Origin of the sequence: Methylocystis iwaonis, assembly GCF_027925385.1 — a bacterium.
In the GTDB taxonomy this organism is placed as follows: Bacteria; Pseudomonadota; Alphaproteobacteria; order Rhizobiales; family Beijerinckiaceae; genus Methylocystis; species Methylocystis iwaonis.
This window is the reverse complement of sequence record NZ_AP027142.1, coordinates 3418144-3433524: the sequence shown is the minus strand read 5'-3', so window position 1 is coordinate 3433524 and position 15381 is coordinate 3418144. Positions and strand designations below refer to the sequence as shown.

General features: G+C 64.8%; 19 protein-coding genes. 11 read left to right on the top strand and 8 right to left on the bottom strand.

What is annotated here, in order from left to right; all coding sequences use genetic code 11:
* Positions 1 to 128: 128 nt before the first annotated feature.
* A complete protein-coding gene (gene leuB, locus QMG84_RS16330; protein WP_281929206.1) occupies positions 129 to 1238 on the top strand; it encodes a 3-isopropylmalate dehydrogenase in 1110 nt (369 codons plus the stop codon).
* A gap of 17 nt (positions 1239 to 1255) precedes the next feature.
* Here the strand turns inward: leuB and QMG84_RS16325 are convergent, their stop codons facing one another.
* Complete coding sequence (locus tag QMG84_RS16325; RefSeq protein WP_281929204.1) at positions 1256 to 1663, bottom strand: SRPBCC family protein; 408 nt, start codon at positions 1661 to 1663, stop codon at positions 1256 to 1258.
* A gap of 112 nt (positions 1664 to 1775) precedes the next feature.
* Here QMG84_RS16325 and QMG84_RS16320 point away from each other — a divergent pair, with 112 nt between their 5' ends.
* The 3 genes from QMG84_RS16320 to QMG84_RS16310 are packed head-to-tail and all read left to right on the top strand — an operon-like array spanning position 1776 to position 4313.
* Positions 1776 to 2552 carry a LamB/YcsF family protein gene (locus QMG84_RS16320; RefSeq protein ID WP_281929202.1) on the top strand — a complete coding sequence of 259 codons (777 nt, stop codon included), beginning with the start codon at positions 1776 to 1778 and terminating at the stop codon, positions 2550 to 2552.
* Between the two features lies 1 nt (position 2553).
* Positions 2554 to 3318: a 5-oxoprolinase subunit B family protein gene (locus tag QMG84_RS16315; RefSeq protein ID WP_281929200.1), complete on the top strand. Its 765-nt coding sequence runs from the start codon at positions 2554 to 2556 to the stop codon at positions 3316 to 3318.
* Positions 3315 to 4313, top strand: a complete 999-nt coding sequence (locus QMG84_RS16310; protein WP_281929199.1) for a 5-oxoprolinase subunit C family protein — start codon at positions 3315 to 3317, stop codon at positions 4311 to 4313. The genes QMG84_RS16315 and QMG84_RS16310 overlap by 4 nt, the downstream gene beginning before the upstream one ends.
* Before the next feature lie 119 nt (positions 4314 to 4432).
* Here the strand turns inward: QMG84_RS16310 and QMG84_RS16305 are convergent, their stop codons facing one another.
* The 3 genes from QMG84_RS16305 to gloB all read right to left on the bottom strand — a co-directional run bounded on the left by QMG84_RS16305 (position 4433) and on the right by gloB (position 6546).
* Positions 4433 to 5251: a DUF5765 domain-containing protein gene (locus QMG84_RS16305; RefSeq protein ID WP_281929198.1), complete on the bottom strand. Its 819-nt coding sequence runs from the start codon at positions 5249 to 5251 to the stop codon at positions 4433 to 4435.
* An 84-nt stretch (positions 5252 to 5335) separates the two neighbouring features.
* Entirely contained in the window at positions 5336 to 5773 is a 438-nt protein-coding gene (locus QMG84_RS16300) for a cupin domain-containing protein (RefSeq protein WP_281929196.1), read from the bottom strand.
* On the bottom strand, positions 5770 to 6546 hold the full coding sequence (gloB, locus tag QMG84_RS16295; protein ID WP_281929195.1) for a hydroxyacylglutathione hydrolase: 777 nt from the start codon (positions 6544 to 6546) through the stop codon (positions 5770 to 5772). Before gloB ends, QMG84_RS16300 begins: the two co-directional genes overlap by 4 nt.
* A gap of 155 nt (positions 6547 to 6701) precedes the next feature.
* Here gloB and QMG84_RS16290 point away from each other — a divergent pair, with 155 nt between their 5' ends.
* On the top strand, positions 6702 to 7448 hold the full coding sequence (locus QMG84_RS16290; protein WP_202071372.1) for a class I SAM-dependent methyltransferase: 747 nt from the start codon (positions 6702 to 6704) through the stop codon (positions 7446 to 7448).
* Positions 7449 to 7523: 75 nt separating this feature from the next.
* Here QMG84_RS16290 and QMG84_RS16285 read toward each other — a convergent pair whose 3' ends face one another.
* Together QMG84_RS16285 and QMG84_RS16280 are read right to left on the bottom strand one after the other, a co-directional pair.
* Entirely contained in the window at positions 7524 to 8690 is a 1167-nt protein-coding gene (locus tag QMG84_RS16285) for an IS4 family transposase (RefSeq protein ID WP_281927877.1), read from the bottom strand.
* A 227-nt stretch (positions 8691 to 8917) separates the two neighbouring features.
* Positions 8918 to 9604: an alpha/beta hydrolase gene (locus QMG84_RS16280; RefSeq protein ID WP_281929193.1), complete on the bottom strand. Its 687-nt coding sequence runs from the start codon at positions 9602 to 9604 to the stop codon at positions 8918 to 8920.
* Between the two features lie 519 nt (positions 9605 to 10123).
* Here QMG84_RS16280 and QMG84_RS16275 point away from each other — a divergent pair.
* The 6 genes from QMG84_RS16275 (at position 10124) to QMG84_RS16250 (ending at position 14470) form a co-directional block, all read left to right on the top strand.
* Positions 10124 to 10324 carry a DUF2905 domain-containing protein gene (locus tag QMG84_RS16275; protein WP_281929192.1) on the top strand — a complete coding sequence of 67 codons (201 nt, stop codon included), beginning with the start codon at positions 10124 to 10126 and terminating at the stop codon, positions 10322 to 10324.
* A 58-nt stretch (positions 10325 to 10382) separates the two neighbouring features.
* A complete protein-coding gene (locus tag QMG84_RS16270; protein WP_281929191.1) occupies positions 10383 to 11204 on the top strand; it encodes a bestrophin-like domain in 822 nt (273 codons plus the stop codon).
* A gap of 118 nt (positions 11205 to 11322) precedes the next feature.
* Complete coding sequence (locus tag QMG84_RS16265) at positions 11323 to 12057, top strand: hypothetical protein (protein WP_281929190.1); 735 nt, start codon at positions 11323 to 11325, stop codon at positions 12055 to 12057.
* 276 nt (positions 12058 to 12333) lie between these two features.
* Positions 12334 to 13593 carry a pilus assembly protein TadG-related protein gene (locus tag QMG84_RS16260; RefSeq protein ID WP_281929189.1) on the top strand — a complete coding sequence of 420 codons (1260 nt, stop codon included), beginning with the start codon at positions 12334 to 12336 and terminating at the stop codon, positions 13591 to 13593.
* A gap of 2 nt (positions 13594 to 13595) precedes the next feature.
* Positions 13596 to 14093 (top strand): TadE/TadG family type IV pilus assembly protein, encoded by a 498-nt coding sequence (locus tag QMG84_RS16255; RefSeq protein ID WP_281929188.1) that lies wholly within the window; start codon positions 13596 to 13598, stop codon positions 14091 to 14093.
* Positions 14090 to 14470 (top strand): TadE/TadG family type IV pilus assembly protein, encoded by a 381-nt coding sequence (locus QMG84_RS16250; RefSeq protein ID WP_281929187.1) that lies wholly within the window; start codon positions 14090 to 14092, stop codon positions 14468 to 14470. The genes QMG84_RS16255 and QMG84_RS16250 overlap by 4 nt, the downstream gene beginning before the upstream one ends.
* 4 nt (positions 14471 to 14474) lie before the next feature.
* Here the strand turns inward: QMG84_RS16250 and QMG84_RS16245 are convergent, their stop codons facing one another.
* Both QMG84_RS16245 and QMG84_RS16240 read right to left on the bottom strand, forming a co-directional pair.
* Positions 14475 to 14948, bottom strand: coding sequence for a nuclear transport factor 2 family protein (locus QMG84_RS16245; protein WP_281929186.1), 474 nt, complete (start codon positions 14946 to 14948; stop codon positions 14475 to 14477).
* Positions 14949 to 15006: 58 nt separating this feature from the next.
* Entirely contained in the window at positions 15007 to 15282 is a 276-nt protein-coding gene (locus QMG84_RS16240; protein WP_281929184.1) for a hypothetical protein, read from the bottom strand.
* Positions 15283 to 15381 lie beyond the last annotated feature (99 nt).

Below are 15381 nucleotides of genomic sequence, written 5' to 3'. Positions count from 1 at the left end.
TTTCCGGCAAGAGCGGCGCGGCCGCGCGAATTGTCGCACGGAAGGCCCCGCGCGTCGCCATGTTGCGCCGCTCGCCGCGCCGCTCTATTGACCGGCGCAGGCTTCTCGAACGCAAAGAAGAGGGTTTCATGTCCGCCTATAAGCTCCTGCTCCTGCCCGGCGACGGGATCGGCCCCGAAATCTCCGCCGAGGCCGAGAAGGTGATCGACTTCCTGGGGCAGGCGGGCGTGGCGAAATTCGAGGTGGAGCGCGGCCTCGTGGGCGGCTCCGCCTATGACGCTCATGGCGTCGCGATCAGCGAAGGCGACATGGCCCTGGCCCAGGCCGCCGACGCCGTGCTGCTGGCCGCCGTCGGCGGGCCGAAATGGGACGGCGTGCCTTATGACGTGCGCCCCGAGGCGGGCCTCTTGCGCCTGCGCAAGGACCTCGCCCTCTTCGCCAATCTGCGCCCGGCGATCTGCTATCCGGCGCTGGCCGACGCCTCGTCGCTCAAACGCGAGCTGGTCGACGGCCTCGACATCATGATCGTGCGCGAGCTCACCGGCGGCGTCTATTTCGGCGAGCCGAAGGAGGTCGTCACCCTCGAGAACGGCGAGAAGCGCGCCGTCGACACGCAGGTCTACACGACCCACGAGATCGAGCGCATCGGCCGCGTCGCCTTCGAGCTCGCGCGCAAGCGCAACAACAAGGTCACCTCGTCCGAAAAGGCGAATGTGATGAAGTCGGGCCATTTGTGGCGCGAAGTCATCACCGCGCTGCACAAGCGCGAATATCCGGATGTGAAGCTCGAGCACATGCTCGCCGACGCGCTCGGCATGCAGCTCGTGCGCTGGCCCAAGCAGTTCGACGTGATCTGCACCGACAACCTCTTCGGCGACATGCTGTCGGACGTCGCCTCCATGCTCACCGGCTCGCTCGGCATGCTGCCCTCGGCTTCGCTCGGCGCCGCCGACGCCAGCGGCAAGCGCCACGCCATGTATGAGCCCTGCCACGGCTCGGCGCCGGACATCGCCGGCAAGGGCATCGCCAATCCGATCGCCATGATCGGCTCGCTCGGCATGGCGCTGCGCTATTCCTTCGACAACGCCAAGGCGGCGGATGCGATCGACAACGCCATCGCCGGCGTGCTCGCCAAGGGCCTGCGCACCATCGACATCAAGGGCGATGCGCCGACCTCCATCTCGACCGCCCAGATGGGCGACGCCATCGTGGCCGAGCTGAAGACCATCCTGGCGTAAGAGCCTCGCGTCGATAATCAGGCGCTCGCCGCGAGCTCGGCGAGCGCCTGTTCTATTTTGGGGCCGAGAGTTTTCTCCCGGCTGGCCAATAGGTTCCTGACCTTGTCGGTGTATGAGTTTCGGCCGGCGATCATGCAATCGACAAAGGTTTGCCCGCCCTCCGGATGCAGGCCGACGGTCGCGACGCTTTCCGTCCTCCCCAAGTCGAGCTGCAGGACGACAAGCGCGTCGGGGCGGCTTTCGATCACCGCGGCCGCGCCGAGCGCGGACCAACGCGCGGGATCGCTCACGAGATTGAACAGCTTGTGCGTCCCCGCGTCGATCGCGATCGAGCGCCGCACCATATAGCGGTCGGATTGCAGGATGATCGCGGCGGCAAGCAGGGCCAGCGCGAAATAAAGCAGAACGAGCCCGACGCCCAGCATGATCGCCTCCCTGGCGCGCGCATGGAGGTCAAACTAGCGCTCCTCGGCGCTGCGGCGACTCCACCATGCGCGGCGCTGTCCTGTTGCGGGCTAGCGCGCTAAGATCGTCGCGATGCCGACGACGCCCCAGCAAATCGATCTCAACGCCGATCTCGGCGAAGGCTTCGGCCCTTGGCGCATGGGCGACGACGCCGCCATGCTCGATATTGTGACCAGCGCCAATGTCGCTTGCGGCTTTCACGCCGGCGACCCCGACATCATGGCCAGAACCTTTGCGCTTGCCCGGGAGAAAGGCGTCGCGATCGGCGCCCATGTGGGCTTTCCCGATCTCGCAGGCTTCGGGCGCCGCCCGATGGCGATGACGCCTAAGGAGATTGAACATGCGGTCGCCTATCAGATCGGCGCGGCGCAGGCGCTCGCCGCCTATGCGGGCCATCGCATCGCTTATGTGAAGGCGCATGGCGCGCTGGCGAATATTGCGGAGAAGGATGCAAGTGTCGCCGACGCTCTGGCGCGCGCGACGCGCGCGGTCGATCCTTCGCTGACTCTTCTGGCCATTGCGCTTTCCGAACAGACGCGGGCGGGCGAGCGGGCGGGCTTGCAGATCGCCCATGAGATATTCGCCGACCGCGCCTATCTGGACGACGCAAGGCTGCAACCGCGCGCCGAGCCCGACGCGGTGATCTCAGATTGCGACGCGGCGATTGCGCGCCTGCGCGAGATGCTGAGCGCGGGCGCTCTCGTCACGGTCAGCGGCAAGCGCCTGCCGACGAAGATCGACTCCGTCTGCGTGCATGGCGATACGCCCCATGCCGTGGAGATGGCGCGACGCCTGAGGGTGGCGCTGGCGCAAGAGGGGTTCCGGCTGCGTCCCTTCGTCGAGGGCTGAGATGCGCTACGATCGTCCGCGCTTTCTCGACCAGGGCGAAGCGGCGCTGACAGTGGAGTTCGGCGACGCCGTCGACGCCGAGCTCAATGCACTGGTTCTCGCGCTCGACGGCGCTTTTCTCCAAGAGGGTTTGCAGGGCGTGCGGGAAACCACGCCAACTTACCGTTCGCTGCTCGTGCATTACGAGCCATTGGAGATGTCGCGGCAGGCGCTCATCGGCTGGATCGAGCAGCGCCTTCCCGTCATTGCGAGCGAAGCGAAGCAATCCAGAGCCGCGGTCGCTGGCGCTTCTCGCAATGACGGCGGGGTATGGGTTATCCCGTGTTGCTACGATCCTGAGATTGCCGAGGACATAAAGGAGGCAGGGTCAATTCTGGGCCTCTCCCCGTCGTCGCTCGCCGAAGCACACGCGGCGGCGGACTACCGCGCCTTCATGTATGGCTTCGCGCCCGGCTGGTGCTATCTCGGCGGCCTGCCCGAGGCGCTCGCCATCCCGCGTCGCCTGGCGCCGCGCGGCCTGACGCCCGAGGGCGCCGTGCTGATCGGGGGCGGGTTGTCGCTTGTCGCGACCAACCCTATGCCGACAGGTTGGTATATCATCGGTCGCACGCCAGAGCGGCTGTTTTCGCTCACCCGCGAGCCGCCTTTCCTTATCGCGCCTGGCGAGGCGCTGCGTTTCGAACCCATCGACGCCGAGACTTTCGCGGCGCTCGACGCCCGCGCGGCGAAGGGCGAAATCCTCGCGCGGCGCGAGGAGAGGGCGTGAGCGCGCGGTTGCACATATGCGCCGCCGGGCCGGGCGTCACCGTGCAGGATGCGGGGCGCTTCGGCTATTCGCGCTATGGCGTCACGCCCGCGGGCCCGATGGACGAAGCCGCCTTCCTGACGGCGACCCGCGCCGTCGGCGCCGCTGCGGCGATAGAAATCTCGCTCGGCGGCGTGACTTTGGAGACCGAAGGCGCATCGCTGGCGGTCGCCATCGCGGGCGGCGCCTTCGACATCCGGCTCGATCAGCAAAAACTCCCTTCCGCCTGCCTCATTCCGCTTACGCCGGGCGCGCGGCTGACGATACGCGCGGGCGTTTCTGGCGCCTGGTGCTATGTGGCCGTCGGCGCGCGCTTCGATCTGCCCCTGGCGCTTGGGTCGCTTTCGACCCACGCCCGCTCAGGCATCGGCCCCAAGCCGCTTGCAGCTGGCGACGCCTTAAGGTTTCTCGGCGTGGCGCCTGCGCCGGATGGCGCGCAAGCGATCGAGGCGCCCTGGCTCGCGCGCGATGACGCGCCGATCCGCGTGATGCTCGGCCCGCAGGATGATTATTTCACGCCCAAAGCGATCGAGGCTCTTCTCTCGGCCGAATGGCGGGTCGGCGCGCGCAGCGACCGTATGGCCTATGCGCTGGAGGGGCCGCAACTTACCCATTCGCGCGGCCACGACATCGTATCCGACGGCGCCGCCATCGGCGCTATTCAGATTCCCGGCTCCGGCGCGCCATTTGTCTTGATGGCCGACCGCCAACCGACCGGCGGTTACCCCAAGATCGCGACGGTCATCGGCGCCGACCTCGGGCGGCTGGCGCAATTGCGCCCCGGGGAGACCCTGCGGTTCACGAAGGTGGGGTGGGCGGAAGCCGTCGCTGCGCGGGCGGCGCTTAAAAATAAATTGGCGGCGGGAGCGGTTTTGACGCCCCTCGCCGCCGAGGTCTCGACGGAGAAGCTGCTTGCCGTGAATTTGATTGGCGGGGTCGTGAGCGGGCGGGAGTGAAACGGGGGACGCCCAGCGCCGTCATTGCGAGCGAAGCGAAGCAATCCAAGGCCGTGATGTGGCTCTGGATTGCTTCGTCGCTTCGCTCCTCGCAATGACGGTGGGCTTCAGCCCGCCCTTTACTCCGCCGGCTCCTTGACCAGCGTGGCATTCTCCGCCGCCGCCGCGACGACGGGCGCCTGCGTGGCCTTGCGCGCCTTGCGCCATTTCCACAGCATCATCCACCAGGGATCGCCGACATGCAGATGGTAGCGCAGCGGCGTCTTGATGATGGCGAGCACCAGGCCGATCGAGAACAGGCACCAGACCGCCGGCCATTCATTGATGTTGCTTGTCGTGAGCCCCGCCAGGAACGGGCCCGCCACCCAGGAGAACAGGATGAAGCGCCAGCTTCCGTAGAGCGAGGGAATGAAGAAGGCCATCATCGGATAGCCGATAAAGCCGCGACCAAGCCACGCGTCGCCGGCCATGGAATTGCCGATGCCGTTGGTCGGCAGCAGCCAGGCGATGTGCCATTCGCCCTTCACCGTGCAGAGCACATCGCCGCAAAGCGGACGGCCGACGGCGCAATGGCCCGCCCAGGCGAAGGGATAAAGCTGGATCAGCATGAGGATCGCCGCGACGAAACAGCCGAAATAGGCCCAGGGCGCGATGATCCGGGCGCTGTCCTTCGGCATGAAATACAGCGCCACGGCGTTGATGAAGAAGGGCTGGAAGGTGATGTGCAGATAACCGAACAGGGTCATCACCTGATTTAGTGGCGAGTCGCATTGGTTGAGCACCGAATAGGCGACCGCCTGCAGCGACTCCATGCTCGCGAAATAGAGAAGGCACACCCATAGCGCGAGCGGCTCGGGGTTCTTTTTGAGCGCGGAATAGGCCGCGCCGGCGATGCCAGTCGCCGCCAAGACAGTAGAAGCTTCCCCACTCCAGCACATGGGCGCGGTTTCCTCGTGAAATGTTGTTATGCGCCCCGATACACTATCCCGCGGCCTGCAAAAAGCCCCGCTCTCGGACTCGCCTCAAGCGAGCGGGATCTGGCCCGGCTCGGCGATCTCGAAATGGGCGAATTCGAAGCCCGGCGCGACGGTGCAGCCGACAAGCGTCCAGGCGCCGAGGCTCTCGGCCGATTGCCAGACCCCCGCCGGCACGATCCCCTGCGGGCGCTCGCCGCCCAAGAGATCAGCGCCGAGCCGTATGGCCGTGCGGGCGCCGTTTTCGAACAGCGAGAGCGCCAAGGGCGCGCCGGCGTGCCAATGCCAGATTTCAGCGGCGTCGACCCTGTGCCAGGCCGAGATTTGTCCGGCCGGCAGCAGATAGTAAATCGCGGTCGACGCCGACCGGCCGTCGATGAGGCGCGGATCGCGGAAGGTCTCGCGGTAGAAGCCGCCTTCCGGATGCGGGGCGAGATCGAGCAGCCGCGCAACCTCTTCCGCTGAGAGGCGATCGAGCCCGCTCATCCGGCGAAACTGTTTTTGCGTTCGCGCATCGTGGCGAAAACGGCGAAGGGATCGGCGCCGGCCATGCCCATCGCCGCCTTCACCTTCGGGTCTTCGGCGCGCAGGAAGGGATTGGTCGCGTTTTCGAGACCCACCGTCGAGGGCAGGGTGAACTCGCCCGCCGCGCGCAGTCGCGCGACGTCCTGGATCCGGTCCCGCAAGGCAGGATTTTCCGGGTCGACCGTGACGGCGAAGCGGCCGTTCGCCTGGGTGTATTCGTGGCCACAATAAACGCGGGTCTCGCGCGGCAGATTGGCGATCCTTTCGAGGGAGTGGCGCATTTGCGCCATCGTGCCGTCGAAAACCCGCCCGCAGCCCAAGGAAAACAGCGTGTCGCCGACGAAAACCGCCGCGTCGTCCGGGAAATAATAGCAGACATGCCCCGAGGTATGGCCGGGCGTGGCGATGATCTGCGCGCGGGAGGCGCCGAGGCGCAGCTCGTCGCCGTCCGAGACGGCCTGGTCGAGCGGCGGCAGGCGATGCGCGTCCTTGGCGGAGCCGACGATCTTCATGCCGGGAAAACGCTTTTTCAGCACGTCCCAGCCCTCGATATGGTCGAGATGGTGATGGGTGATGAGAAGATGGGTGAGCGGCCAGCCGCGCCGCTCGGCCTCAGCAGCAATGGCCTCGCCTTCGGGCGCGTCGATGCTGGCGGTCGCGCCGGTCTCGCGATCATGGACCAGCAGGCCGAAATTGTCGGTGAGGCAAATGAATTGGTCGACCTCTATAGACATCGTTTTCCCCCGCGAGCGAACCTTGCCGAAACAGCCGGCAGGAAGTCGCTCCGCTATGTTGGATAGCGCTGGTCGCGGCCATCATACCGCTTGCAAGCAAAAATGCGACCGGCGGCTCCCTTGCGCCTCGCCGCGAATAAGGAGATGATCCGGCCATGGCGCTGGACGTGGTCGAGCTGCGGGCCTTTTACGAAACCGCTTTGGGCGAGGTCGCCCGCCGCGTCGTCGGGCGTCTGCTGCGCGCGCGCTGGGACGACCATGTCGGCCTGCGCGTGCTCGGCATGGGCTATGCGCCGCCCTATCTCGACAATTTCCGCGAGAAAGCCCAGCGCGTGCTGGCCTTCATGCCGGCGACCCAGGGCGTGATGCATTGGCCGCTCGACGGCCGCTCGGCGACGGCGCTGGTCGAGGCTTCCATGACGCCGCTGCCCGACGCCAGCATGGATCGTATCCTGCTGGTGCATGCGCTGGAGGTCGAGGAGCATCCGCAGGATTTGCTCGACGAGGTCTGGCGCATTCTGGCGCCCGGCGGGCGGGTGGTGATCGTCGCGCCGAGCCGCACCGGCCTCTGGGCGCGCCTCGACACCACGCCCTTCGGCCATGGCCATCCCTATTCTCGCGGCCAGTTGCAGACGCTGTTGCAGGAGGCGCAGTTTCTGCCGGTTTTCTGGGGGGAGGCGCTCTATGTGCCGCCTTTCCAGCGGGTCACGCTGCTGCGCTCGGCCCCGGCCTTCGAGCGCATCGCCGGGCGCTTCTCGCTGCCGGGCGGCGGCGTGCATGTGGTGGAGGCGACGAAGCAGCTCTATCGCCCGATCGTCCGCCGCGCCGTGCGGCGGATTCCGCGATTCGCGGAGCCGGTGCTGGAGCCGGCGCTCGAGCCGGACGGGGCGGAGCCGGCGTGAGGCGTAGGCCCTCATCCGACCCCTGCTAACGCAGGGGCCACCTTCTCCCGCTTGCGGCAGGGCTGTCCGGGGAAATCATAGGGCCGCGAGCTGGAGCTGCAGACTAGAGAAGTCTCGGCCGGGCTTGGGCCTGATTGGCGGCTTGTCGATAAGCGCGATCGGCCGGCGGTCGAAGAGGAAGCGGCCGACGAGCTCGGCGAAACGCAGTGCCGCCATGTCGATCTTGTGGACGCAGGCGGCGATGCGCAGCAGGGTGAAGGCGATCATCGCGGCGAAGAGCTGCAGGCGCACGGCGTTTTCGGCCTCGCCGATGAAGCTCTTGATGTTGAGATGCTGCTTGATCCAACGGAACAGCAGCTCGATTGCCCAGCGGCCCTTGTAGAGCGCGGCGATTTCCGCGGCCGGGCGGCGCATGTCGTTGACGATGAGGACGATGCGGCCTTTGGCCTCGTCTCTTTCCACGGTGATGCGCCGCAGCGGCATGGGCAGCTTGGAATCGCCTTTGCTGGCCAGCGCCACCTCCTCGTCGGCGATCACGGCGAAGCCGTCGCCCCGCGCGCTTTCGGGGTCGAGCGGGCGGGCGGCGATCGCCCGGAAGCGGGCGTTCGCCTTCGGCCGGGTGACGAAGAAAGCGCCTTGCGCGGCGATCTCGGTCCACCAGCGATAGTCGCAATAGCCTTTGTCGAAGACATAAGCGGCGCCCGGCTCGATATCGGTTTTCTTGCCGATCTCTATGTCGTTCACATTGGCGGGCGTGACTTCCGCGCGAAGGGGCCGATTGGCGCGCGGGTCATGGACCACGTGCATTTTGAGGCCGTGAGTGCGGCCGTTGGAGCGGGCGTAATCGAGGAATTTGCTCAAAGGGATGGGCGTCGAATCGATGAGGCGGATCATGTCCGCGCCCTCCCGGCGCGTATGACGGTCGAGCGCGCCGGAGAGCATGGCGAAGAGATCGGCGAAGACGGCGACGGGCCGGCGGGCGTTGGCGTCGGAAAGGGTCGTGCGCGCGAGCCGCCGCGTCCCGAGGTGATAATGCGCGCGCGCGTCGGCGTTGAAGGCGGGAACGAGGGCGCGCAGGCTGGAGACCCCGGCAAGCTGGGCGTAGATGAGCGCGACGAGGTGATCCCAGCTCTTGAAGGATTTGTCGTAGGCGTCGCCGCCATGCCGCTCGACGATCTGCTTGAAGGCGCGCCGATCGACCGGCTTGAGCAGTTGGGCGAATACAGTAGAGTGCACGGGCATGTCCGGTCCTTTTTTCCAGTCTCGACAACCGGAAAATACCCGACAACCGTCGGGAAAACCGGGCATGCGCCCGCGACCTTTCGACTCATTCCCCGGACAGCCCTGCGCTTGCGGGAGAAGGGAAGAACCTCTCGGTTTTGGATCACAAATATTGGGACGCGATTCCTTCGCCCGTTTACGGGAGAAGGTGGCCCCGCGAAGCGGGGGCGGATGAGGGCGCGCCCCGCCTACCGCCGCCCGTATTCCACCTTCACCCCAAAAGCCTGCGCCAGAAACAGCGCCCCATGGATCAGCCCGGCGTTGTCGATGCCGTGGCCCAGGCCGGCGGACATATGCCATTGCGCCGGCACGCTCATGTCGGCGAGCGAATTGGCCGATAGCATCATGGCGTCCACGGGGATGAGGTCATCCTCTTCGCCATGCACGAGCAGCACGGAAGGCGGCGGGTTCTGCGGCGGCCGTTCGGCCCCCGGCTGGTTGGGGCCGAGCACCAGAATGCCGGAATAGCCGAGAATGGCGCGCGGCGCCTTGGGCCGGCGCAGCCCCGTATGCAGCGCCATCATCGTGCCCTGGCTGAAGCCGACCAGCGCCAGCGAGCGCTCGTCGAAGCCGCGCTTTTCCAGCTCCGCGTCGAGGAAGGCGTCGAGGGTCGGGCGGGCGGAAATCACCCCGCGCCAGCGCTCGTCCGGGTCGCGCATGGTGAGCGGGAACCATTGCCGCCCCATGGGCGACATGGCGCAGCGCTCGGGCGCATGGGGGGCGATGAAATCCGCGTCGGGCAGGAAGGAGCGCCATTGCCGCCCGATCTCGATGAGATCGGCGCCATCCGCTCCAAAGCCATGCAGGAAGACGACAAGCTGGCGGGCCTTGCCCGATTTCGCCCCAACTCTCGGACCGTCGATCGCCGCAGCCATATGTCGCGCTCCCCCCTTTTTGACAGATTAGCTGTCACGGGTTCGCGCGCCGAGGTCAAGAGGCGGCGACGCCCAAGAAATCGGCGCCGACGCGGGAGCGCGAGCGTCAGTGGGCCAAAGCGAAGCGCAGAATCTTGAACGCGAAGATGCACGCGCCGGCGAGCGTGCCGTGCTTCACCATTGTCATAGCGATAAAGAGATGGTCCGGCCTCATCATGTTACTTTTACCTTTTCGATCGAGCGCGTACGGCGCCCGCGCCTTCGCTGAGAGTGAAGAAGAGACGTTTTGTTATTCGGGTTCAGGGCGTCCGCGTCTCGACAGGCCCTTGCGAAAGACGCGCCATGGCGCCTTCATTCGGCTGAGCGATTTCGTCGCACTGTGGCGCGATCCGTCGCTGCTCGAAACCCGACAGCGAGGTATCGGCGCGCCCGCTTTTTTGCAAGCGAAGAGGCTCGCGATTTGGCCTTTCGCGACAATATGTCGCCTCGTGCGGGGGATGCGCAGCGGAGAGGCGAGTAATGCCTAGATTGTTGATTTTGGTCGGGATCGTGCTTATTGCGCTCGGCCTGTTGTGGCTCGCGGCGGAACGTCTGGGCCTCGGGCGCCTGCCCGGCGACATCGTCTTCGAGCGCGGCAATCTGCGCGTCTATATTCCGCTCGCCACGTCGCTGCTGCTGAGCGTCATATTGAGCCTGATCTTTTGGCTCCTCAACCGATAGAGCGGGTTTTGACAAAGCCTTGCTTCCATCGCCAAAATGATGGCGCGGGGAGTAGGCGATGCATGATTTGTTAAAAGGTTTTTCGACGATGGAGCTGGCCCTCATTTACTGCGTCGGCTTCGCGGCGCTCACCGTGGCCTGTATCTTCCTGTGTCGGCCCTATTCGCGGCGATGGATTCACGGCCGACGCAACGCCAATGACATGATCGGCTTTTCGCTGCAGAGCTTCGCGGCGCTCTACGGCATTCTGCTCGGCCTGCTCGCCGTCGAGGCCTATCAGGACTTCTCGAGCGTCAAGGACGCCGTTTCGAAGCAGGCGCTCACTTTCGCGACGCTGCGCCACAATCTCGATGGCTTGCCGGCGCCTGTGAGCGGGGCGCTGCAGGAGGATTTGCGCGATTACGCCGTGGAGGCGCTCGAGACCCACTGGCCCAAGGATGTGACGACGCCGACGCCGACCGGCGCGTCGCCGATCTTGCGCCGCATGCTCGGCAGACTCCTCGCATTCCAGCCCGCGACCAAGAGCGAGGAACTCGTTTACGGCGAGGTTTTCCGCCAGGTCAATCTGCTCATCGAGCAGCGCCGCCTCCTGCTGTCGAGCGAAGGCAACGGCATTCCGGGCGCGATGTGGGCCGTCGTTTATATCGGCGCCTTTCTCTTCATTCTGCTCATGTGCCTCTTCGATATGGAGGCGCATGTGCATGTCTTGCTGGGGGCGACCACCGCGCTCTTTCTCGGCGCCGTCGTCTTTCTGATTGCCGCGCTCGATAATCCGTTCCGGGGCGGCGTCACTGTCGACCCCGCGCCCATCGTCGAAATGCGCGACGCGCTGGCGCATGAGAATCCCCCCGCCGCGGCGGGCCAGCGGCGAGAACTCTGAAAGTCGATTCTCGGCCTTTTTTAAAGAGGCGGACCGCTGAGAGGCGGCGGATGCGCTTCAAGCTTCTGCGTATTTCCCGTAACGTAAGCTCGAGCTTTTATTCAAGGGGAGAGCGGTCTTGACACTCGATAGGACTTTCGCGCGCGGGCTTGTGTTTTTTGCCGGCCTTCTCATCTCTGGCGCCGTCTCCGCCGAGGAACTCAAATCGCAATACACCTCTCTCCAGGATTGCGAGACGCTCGAACGCCTGAAGCTGCCCGGGCGCGCGCTCGAGAAAGGGGCCGGGACGGGCATTTTCCGTTGCAAGGGGATCGACAATTATTCTGTCTATGTGATCGAGGACGATCCGCGCAGCTTTCTGGTTTTGGGGCGCGACGGAAAGCTTTTCTCCCTGGAAAAGCCGCTGGTCTCGAATTTCAAGCTCGGCGAGTTTCCCAATGTCTCGGGCGCCAAGAAAGCGGAGTGGCGGCTCGACGCCGACGGCAAGGCGGCGGGGCTGATCGTGCGCGTCTCCTATCAGCGTGCGGAGAAGCCCGGCGCCTCCGCCTCGGCGCTCTTCGTGTTCGATCTGCGCGGGGAGCCTGCCTTCATTGGCTCCGCGGCGACAAATGAGGAAGCGCGCGGGCTTATCGACGGCGCGCTTGGCGCAGGCGCTGCGGCCGAGGACAAGCGGTCGCGCGACTGCAATGCGATCTATGCCGGACTCTGCAAGGGATTCGAGCCCGGGCCGGAAATGCTCGGGCGCTGCTTCGACAAACGGCCGGCCATCGCCGATAAAATTCCGCCCAAATGCATCGCCGATTTCCAAACGAACATCGAAAACTATCACGAGGCCACCGCCGGCGGGAAATAAAGGACGTCCCTTATCTCCCTTTGCCGTGTGAAACGCCGGCAAGCGAGAGCGTGTGGGCCGCCTCCAAAGGCGTCCAATGAGGCGCTCTTTCAGCATACAAAGAAAAGCGCTGGCTTAGCGTTTGATGTATCTCAAAAATTATAGGTCGCTGGAAATTTTGTAACAGGGAGTTAAGAAAATTACCGCAGCTTATTCGAGTAAATACTTGCATAAACTATGCAGTTTCCGCGAGTTTTGGATGAGCGTGGCAGTATGCCTGGAAGATATGCTTCAGCTTTGCGACAATATCTCCGCAATGCCACTGCTTTGGCGTTCGGCGCATTCGCCGGGGACACTGCTGGGTCTTATGTCGTCCTCGCCGCTCTCTCGATGCCTGTCATCATCGGCAGCGTCAGTCTCGGGGCGGAAGTTGGGCTCTGGTATTACAAGCATCAGCTCATGCAGAGCGCGGCCGACTCCGCCGCGCTCAGCGCTGCGGCGGCGGCCGCTCTCGGCGAGAGCAATCTCACGACGCAAGCCGCGGCCATTGCGTCCTCCTATGGCGTTGCGCCGGGAACGAACGGGGTCACGCTCGCCCTCAACACGCCGCCGCTCTCCGGCCCCAATCGGGCGACCGCGGGCGCTTTAGAGATCGTCCTGCAAGGGCCCCAGCCGCGTTTCTTTTCGCAGTTTTTCAGTTCGCAGCCTCTCGCCGTTGCAGCGCGCGCCGTCGCGGTGAGCGGCCATCCGGGCTGCGTCCTATCCTTGAACGCGAGCGCGAGCAGCGCGATCAATCTTCAAGGGACCAACACGGTCGCTCTGAACAATTGCAGCCTCTACGGTAATTCCAGCAGCGGCGCGGCGCTCAACGTCGGCGGCTCCGCCACGCTCTCAGCGATGTACGCCGCGGTCGTCGGCGGCATATCCGGCGCGTCGAATATCACGACCATGCTGGGCATGAAGTCCGGCGCATCCGCTGCCGCGGACCCTTACGCCAATGCGGCCTATCCGCCGTTCTCAGGCTGCGACTACAACAATTTCACGACAAGCATCACGCAAACTATGGCCCCGGGCGTCTACTGCGGCGGCATGACGTTCAAAGCCGGCGCGAATGTCACGCTGTCTCCGGGCGTTTATTATCTCGATCAGGGAAGCTTTCAGGCGGCCGGCCAGTCAACCATTCAGGGCGCGGGCGTCACGCTGGTTTTCACGTCCAGCACGGGAAAAAACTACGCCACCGCGACATCGACGGGCGGGGCGACCATCAATCTCACCGCGCCGACGACGGGTCCGCTGGCGGGCGTCGTCATTTTCGGCGATCGCGGAATGCCGACATCGACGAGCTTCAAATTCGCCGGCAATGGCGACCAGGTCTTTGGCGGCGCCGTCTATCTGCCGAAAGGCGCGCTCTCCTTTTCCGGCGGCACGGGCGGCGCGAATAATTGCACCCAGCTCATCGCCGACACCATCAATTTCGTCGGCGTCTCGAACCTCGCCATCAACTGCGGCGCCTATGGGACGAAGCAAATGTCCAATCTCGCGTCGCTCGTGGAGTGAAGATGATGCGTCTTTACGCGCAAACGGCGAGCGGCGCGCTATTCGCTCTTCGGACTTTGTTCGACCACAGCGGGCGGTCGATCGCGGGGGTAATGAGCATAGAGCTCGCGCTCATCCTTCCGGCGCTTGCCCTTTGCATCATCTGCGTCGCGGATCTGGGTCTCGGGATCTACCGAAAGATGCAGGTGCAATCAGCCGCGCAAGCCGGCGCCGAATATGCCGCCGTGCATGGCTACGATCAGAACGGAACGACCAACGCCATTCTCGCCGCCACGAGCTATTCGGGGGTCAGCGCCGCTCCGCAGCCGCAGCTCTATTGCGGTTGCGCCTCGGCGACCGGTGTTGTGGCGGCCGCCTGCGGCTCGATTTGCGCCTCCGGTTCGGCAGCCGGTCAGTTCGTGCAGGCGTCGGCGAGCGCGACCTACCAGACCGTCCTTGCCTATCCGCTGCTTCCCAAAAGCTTCGCCCTCACGGCTCAATCGACGGTGCGCATCAAATGATTTCCAAAAAATTCCTCGATAATGTCTCTGGCGTCGCCGCCGTTGAATTCGCTTTCACGGCGCCGCTGTTTCTGCTCGGTCTGTTGGCGACCTTTCAGCTCGGCATGTGGATGTGGACGCAAGTCGGATTGCAGCACGGGGCCGAAATGGCCGCGCGATGCGCGACCATTAATCCGGCGGTCTGCAGCTCGCCCGCCGCGATCCAGCAGTTCGCAGTCGGTCAGGCTTTCGGTCTGAACCTTCCCGCTACGACCTTCTCGTTCAGCCAGTCATCCTGCGGCAATCTCGTTTCGGCGAGCTACGCCTTCCCGAATTTCGCGCCCTATTTGAACCTGCCGAGTTTCGACATCCGTGCGTCGTCCTGCTTCCCCGTGTGAGGACTCAAAGACCGAGTTCGGTGAGGCCGGGGAAATCGTCGGGACGACGCCCTTGCGGGAAGGTCAGCTTGCGCTCTTTTTCGTCGATCGGCAGATCATTGATGCTGGCGATGCGCCGGCGCACGAGCCCGTTTTCGGCGAACTCCCAATTCTCGTTGCCATAGGCGCGAAACCAGTTGCCGGACGCGTCGTGATATTCATAGGCGAAGCGCACGGCGATGCGATTGCCCTGATGCGCCCAGATCTCCTTGATCAACCGGTAGTCTTGTTCGGCCGCCCATTTGGCTTCGAGAAAGGCGATGATTTCCGCGCGGCCCGAAATGAATCGCGACCGATTCCGCCACTGGCTGTCGCAGGTATAGGCCAAGGCCACGCGCGCCGGGTCCCTGCTGTTCCAGGCGTCTTCGGCGAGCCTTACTTTCTGCCGCGCCGTTTCGTCGGTGAACGGGGGCAGCGGCGGGCGGGCTTCATCGGCCATGGATCAGGCTCCGGAATAATCGGTTGTCGAGCCGGCGGGCGCGTCTCCGACGCCAGTTTCAGAAGGGAAGATGCAGGCTGAGGCCGCCGCCGTAATTCGACGTAACCGAGTTTCCGTTCGATTGGTAGGTGTTTTCCGATTGATAGGCGCCGCCGCCGGGGCCGGTCGGGCGCGGGTTGAGCTTCGCTGTCGGCTTGATCTCGATGCCGTCGGCGGTCCGCTCGTGTTGGATCGAGGCAGCCGAGGGAACCGGCAAAGCGTCTCGGTCTCCTTCTCCGAAGCAGACGGGATCGTCCTTCCATGTGGCGCGAGGGCAGGGCGCCGGCTCGCTCACGGGCGGCGCCGGTCGCTTTTCCGCGCTGGATTTCCTTGCGTGGGACGGTCGATCTTGCGCATTGGCCCACCCCGCGGCGAGCATGATGATCACAGCGGC

Bases quoted from the DNA above. Each gene is read 5' to 3' on its own strand.
- QMG84_RS16245 (WP_281929186.1), bottom strand. From the start codon at position 14,948: ATGGCCGATGAAGCCCGCCCGCCGCTGCCCCCGTTCACCGACGAAACG.
- QMG84_RS16320 (WP_281929202.1), top strand. From the start codon at position 1,776: ATGCCGACGACGCCCCAGCAAATCGATCTCAACGCCGATCTCGGCGAA.
- QMG84_RS16275 (WP_281929192.1), top strand. From the start codon at position 10,124: ATGCCTAGATTGTTGATTTTGGTCGGGATCGTGCTTATTGCGCTCGGC.
- QMG84_RS16290 (WP_202071372.1), top strand. From the start codon at position 6,702: ATGGCGCTGGACGTGGTCGAGCTGCGGGCCTTTTACGAAACCGCTTTG.
- leuB (WP_281929206.1), top strand. From the start codon at position 129: ATGTCCGCCTATAAGCTCCTGCTCCTGCCCGGCGACGGGATCGGCCCC.
- QMG84_RS16270 (WP_281929191.1), top strand. From the start codon at position 10,383: ATGCATGATTTGTTAAAAGGTTTTTCGACGATGGAGCTGGCCCTCATT.
- QMG84_RS16315 (WP_281929200.1), top strand. From the start codon at position 2,554: ATGCGCTACGATCGTCCGCGCTTTCTCGACCAGGGCGAAGCGGCGCTG.
- QMG84_RS16285 (WP_281927877.1), bottom strand. From the start codon at position 8,690: ATGCCCGTGCACTCTACTGTATTCGCCCAACTGCTCAAGCCGGTCGAT.
- QMG84_RS16280 (WP_281929193.1), bottom strand. From the start codon at position 9,604: ATGGCTGCGGCGATCGACGGTCCGAGAGTTGGGGCGAAATCGGGCAAG.
- QMG84_RS16255 (WP_281929188.1), top strand. From the start codon at position 13,596: ATGATGCGTCTTTACGCGCAAACGGCGAGCGGCGCGCTATTCGCTCTT.
- gloB (WP_281929195.1), bottom strand. From the start codon at position 6,546: ATGTCTATAGAGGTCGACCAATTCATTTGCCTCACCGACAATTTCGGC.
- QMG84_RS16250 (WP_281929187.1), top strand. From the start codon at position 14,090: ATGATTTCCAAAAAATTCCTCGATAATGTCTCTGGCGTCGCCGCCGTT.
- QMG84_RS16305 (WP_281929198.1), bottom strand. From the start codon at position 5,251: ATGTGCTGGAGTGGGGAAGCTTCTACTGTCTTGGCGGCGACTGGCATC.
- QMG84_RS16300 (WP_281929196.1), bottom strand. From the start codon at position 5,773: ATGAGCGGGCTCGATCGCCTCTCAGCGGAAGAGGTTGCGCGGCTGCTC.
- QMG84_RS16325 (WP_281929204.1), bottom strand. From the start codon at position 1,663: ATGCTGGGCGTCGGGCTCGTTCTGCTTTATTTCGCGCTGGCCCTGCTT.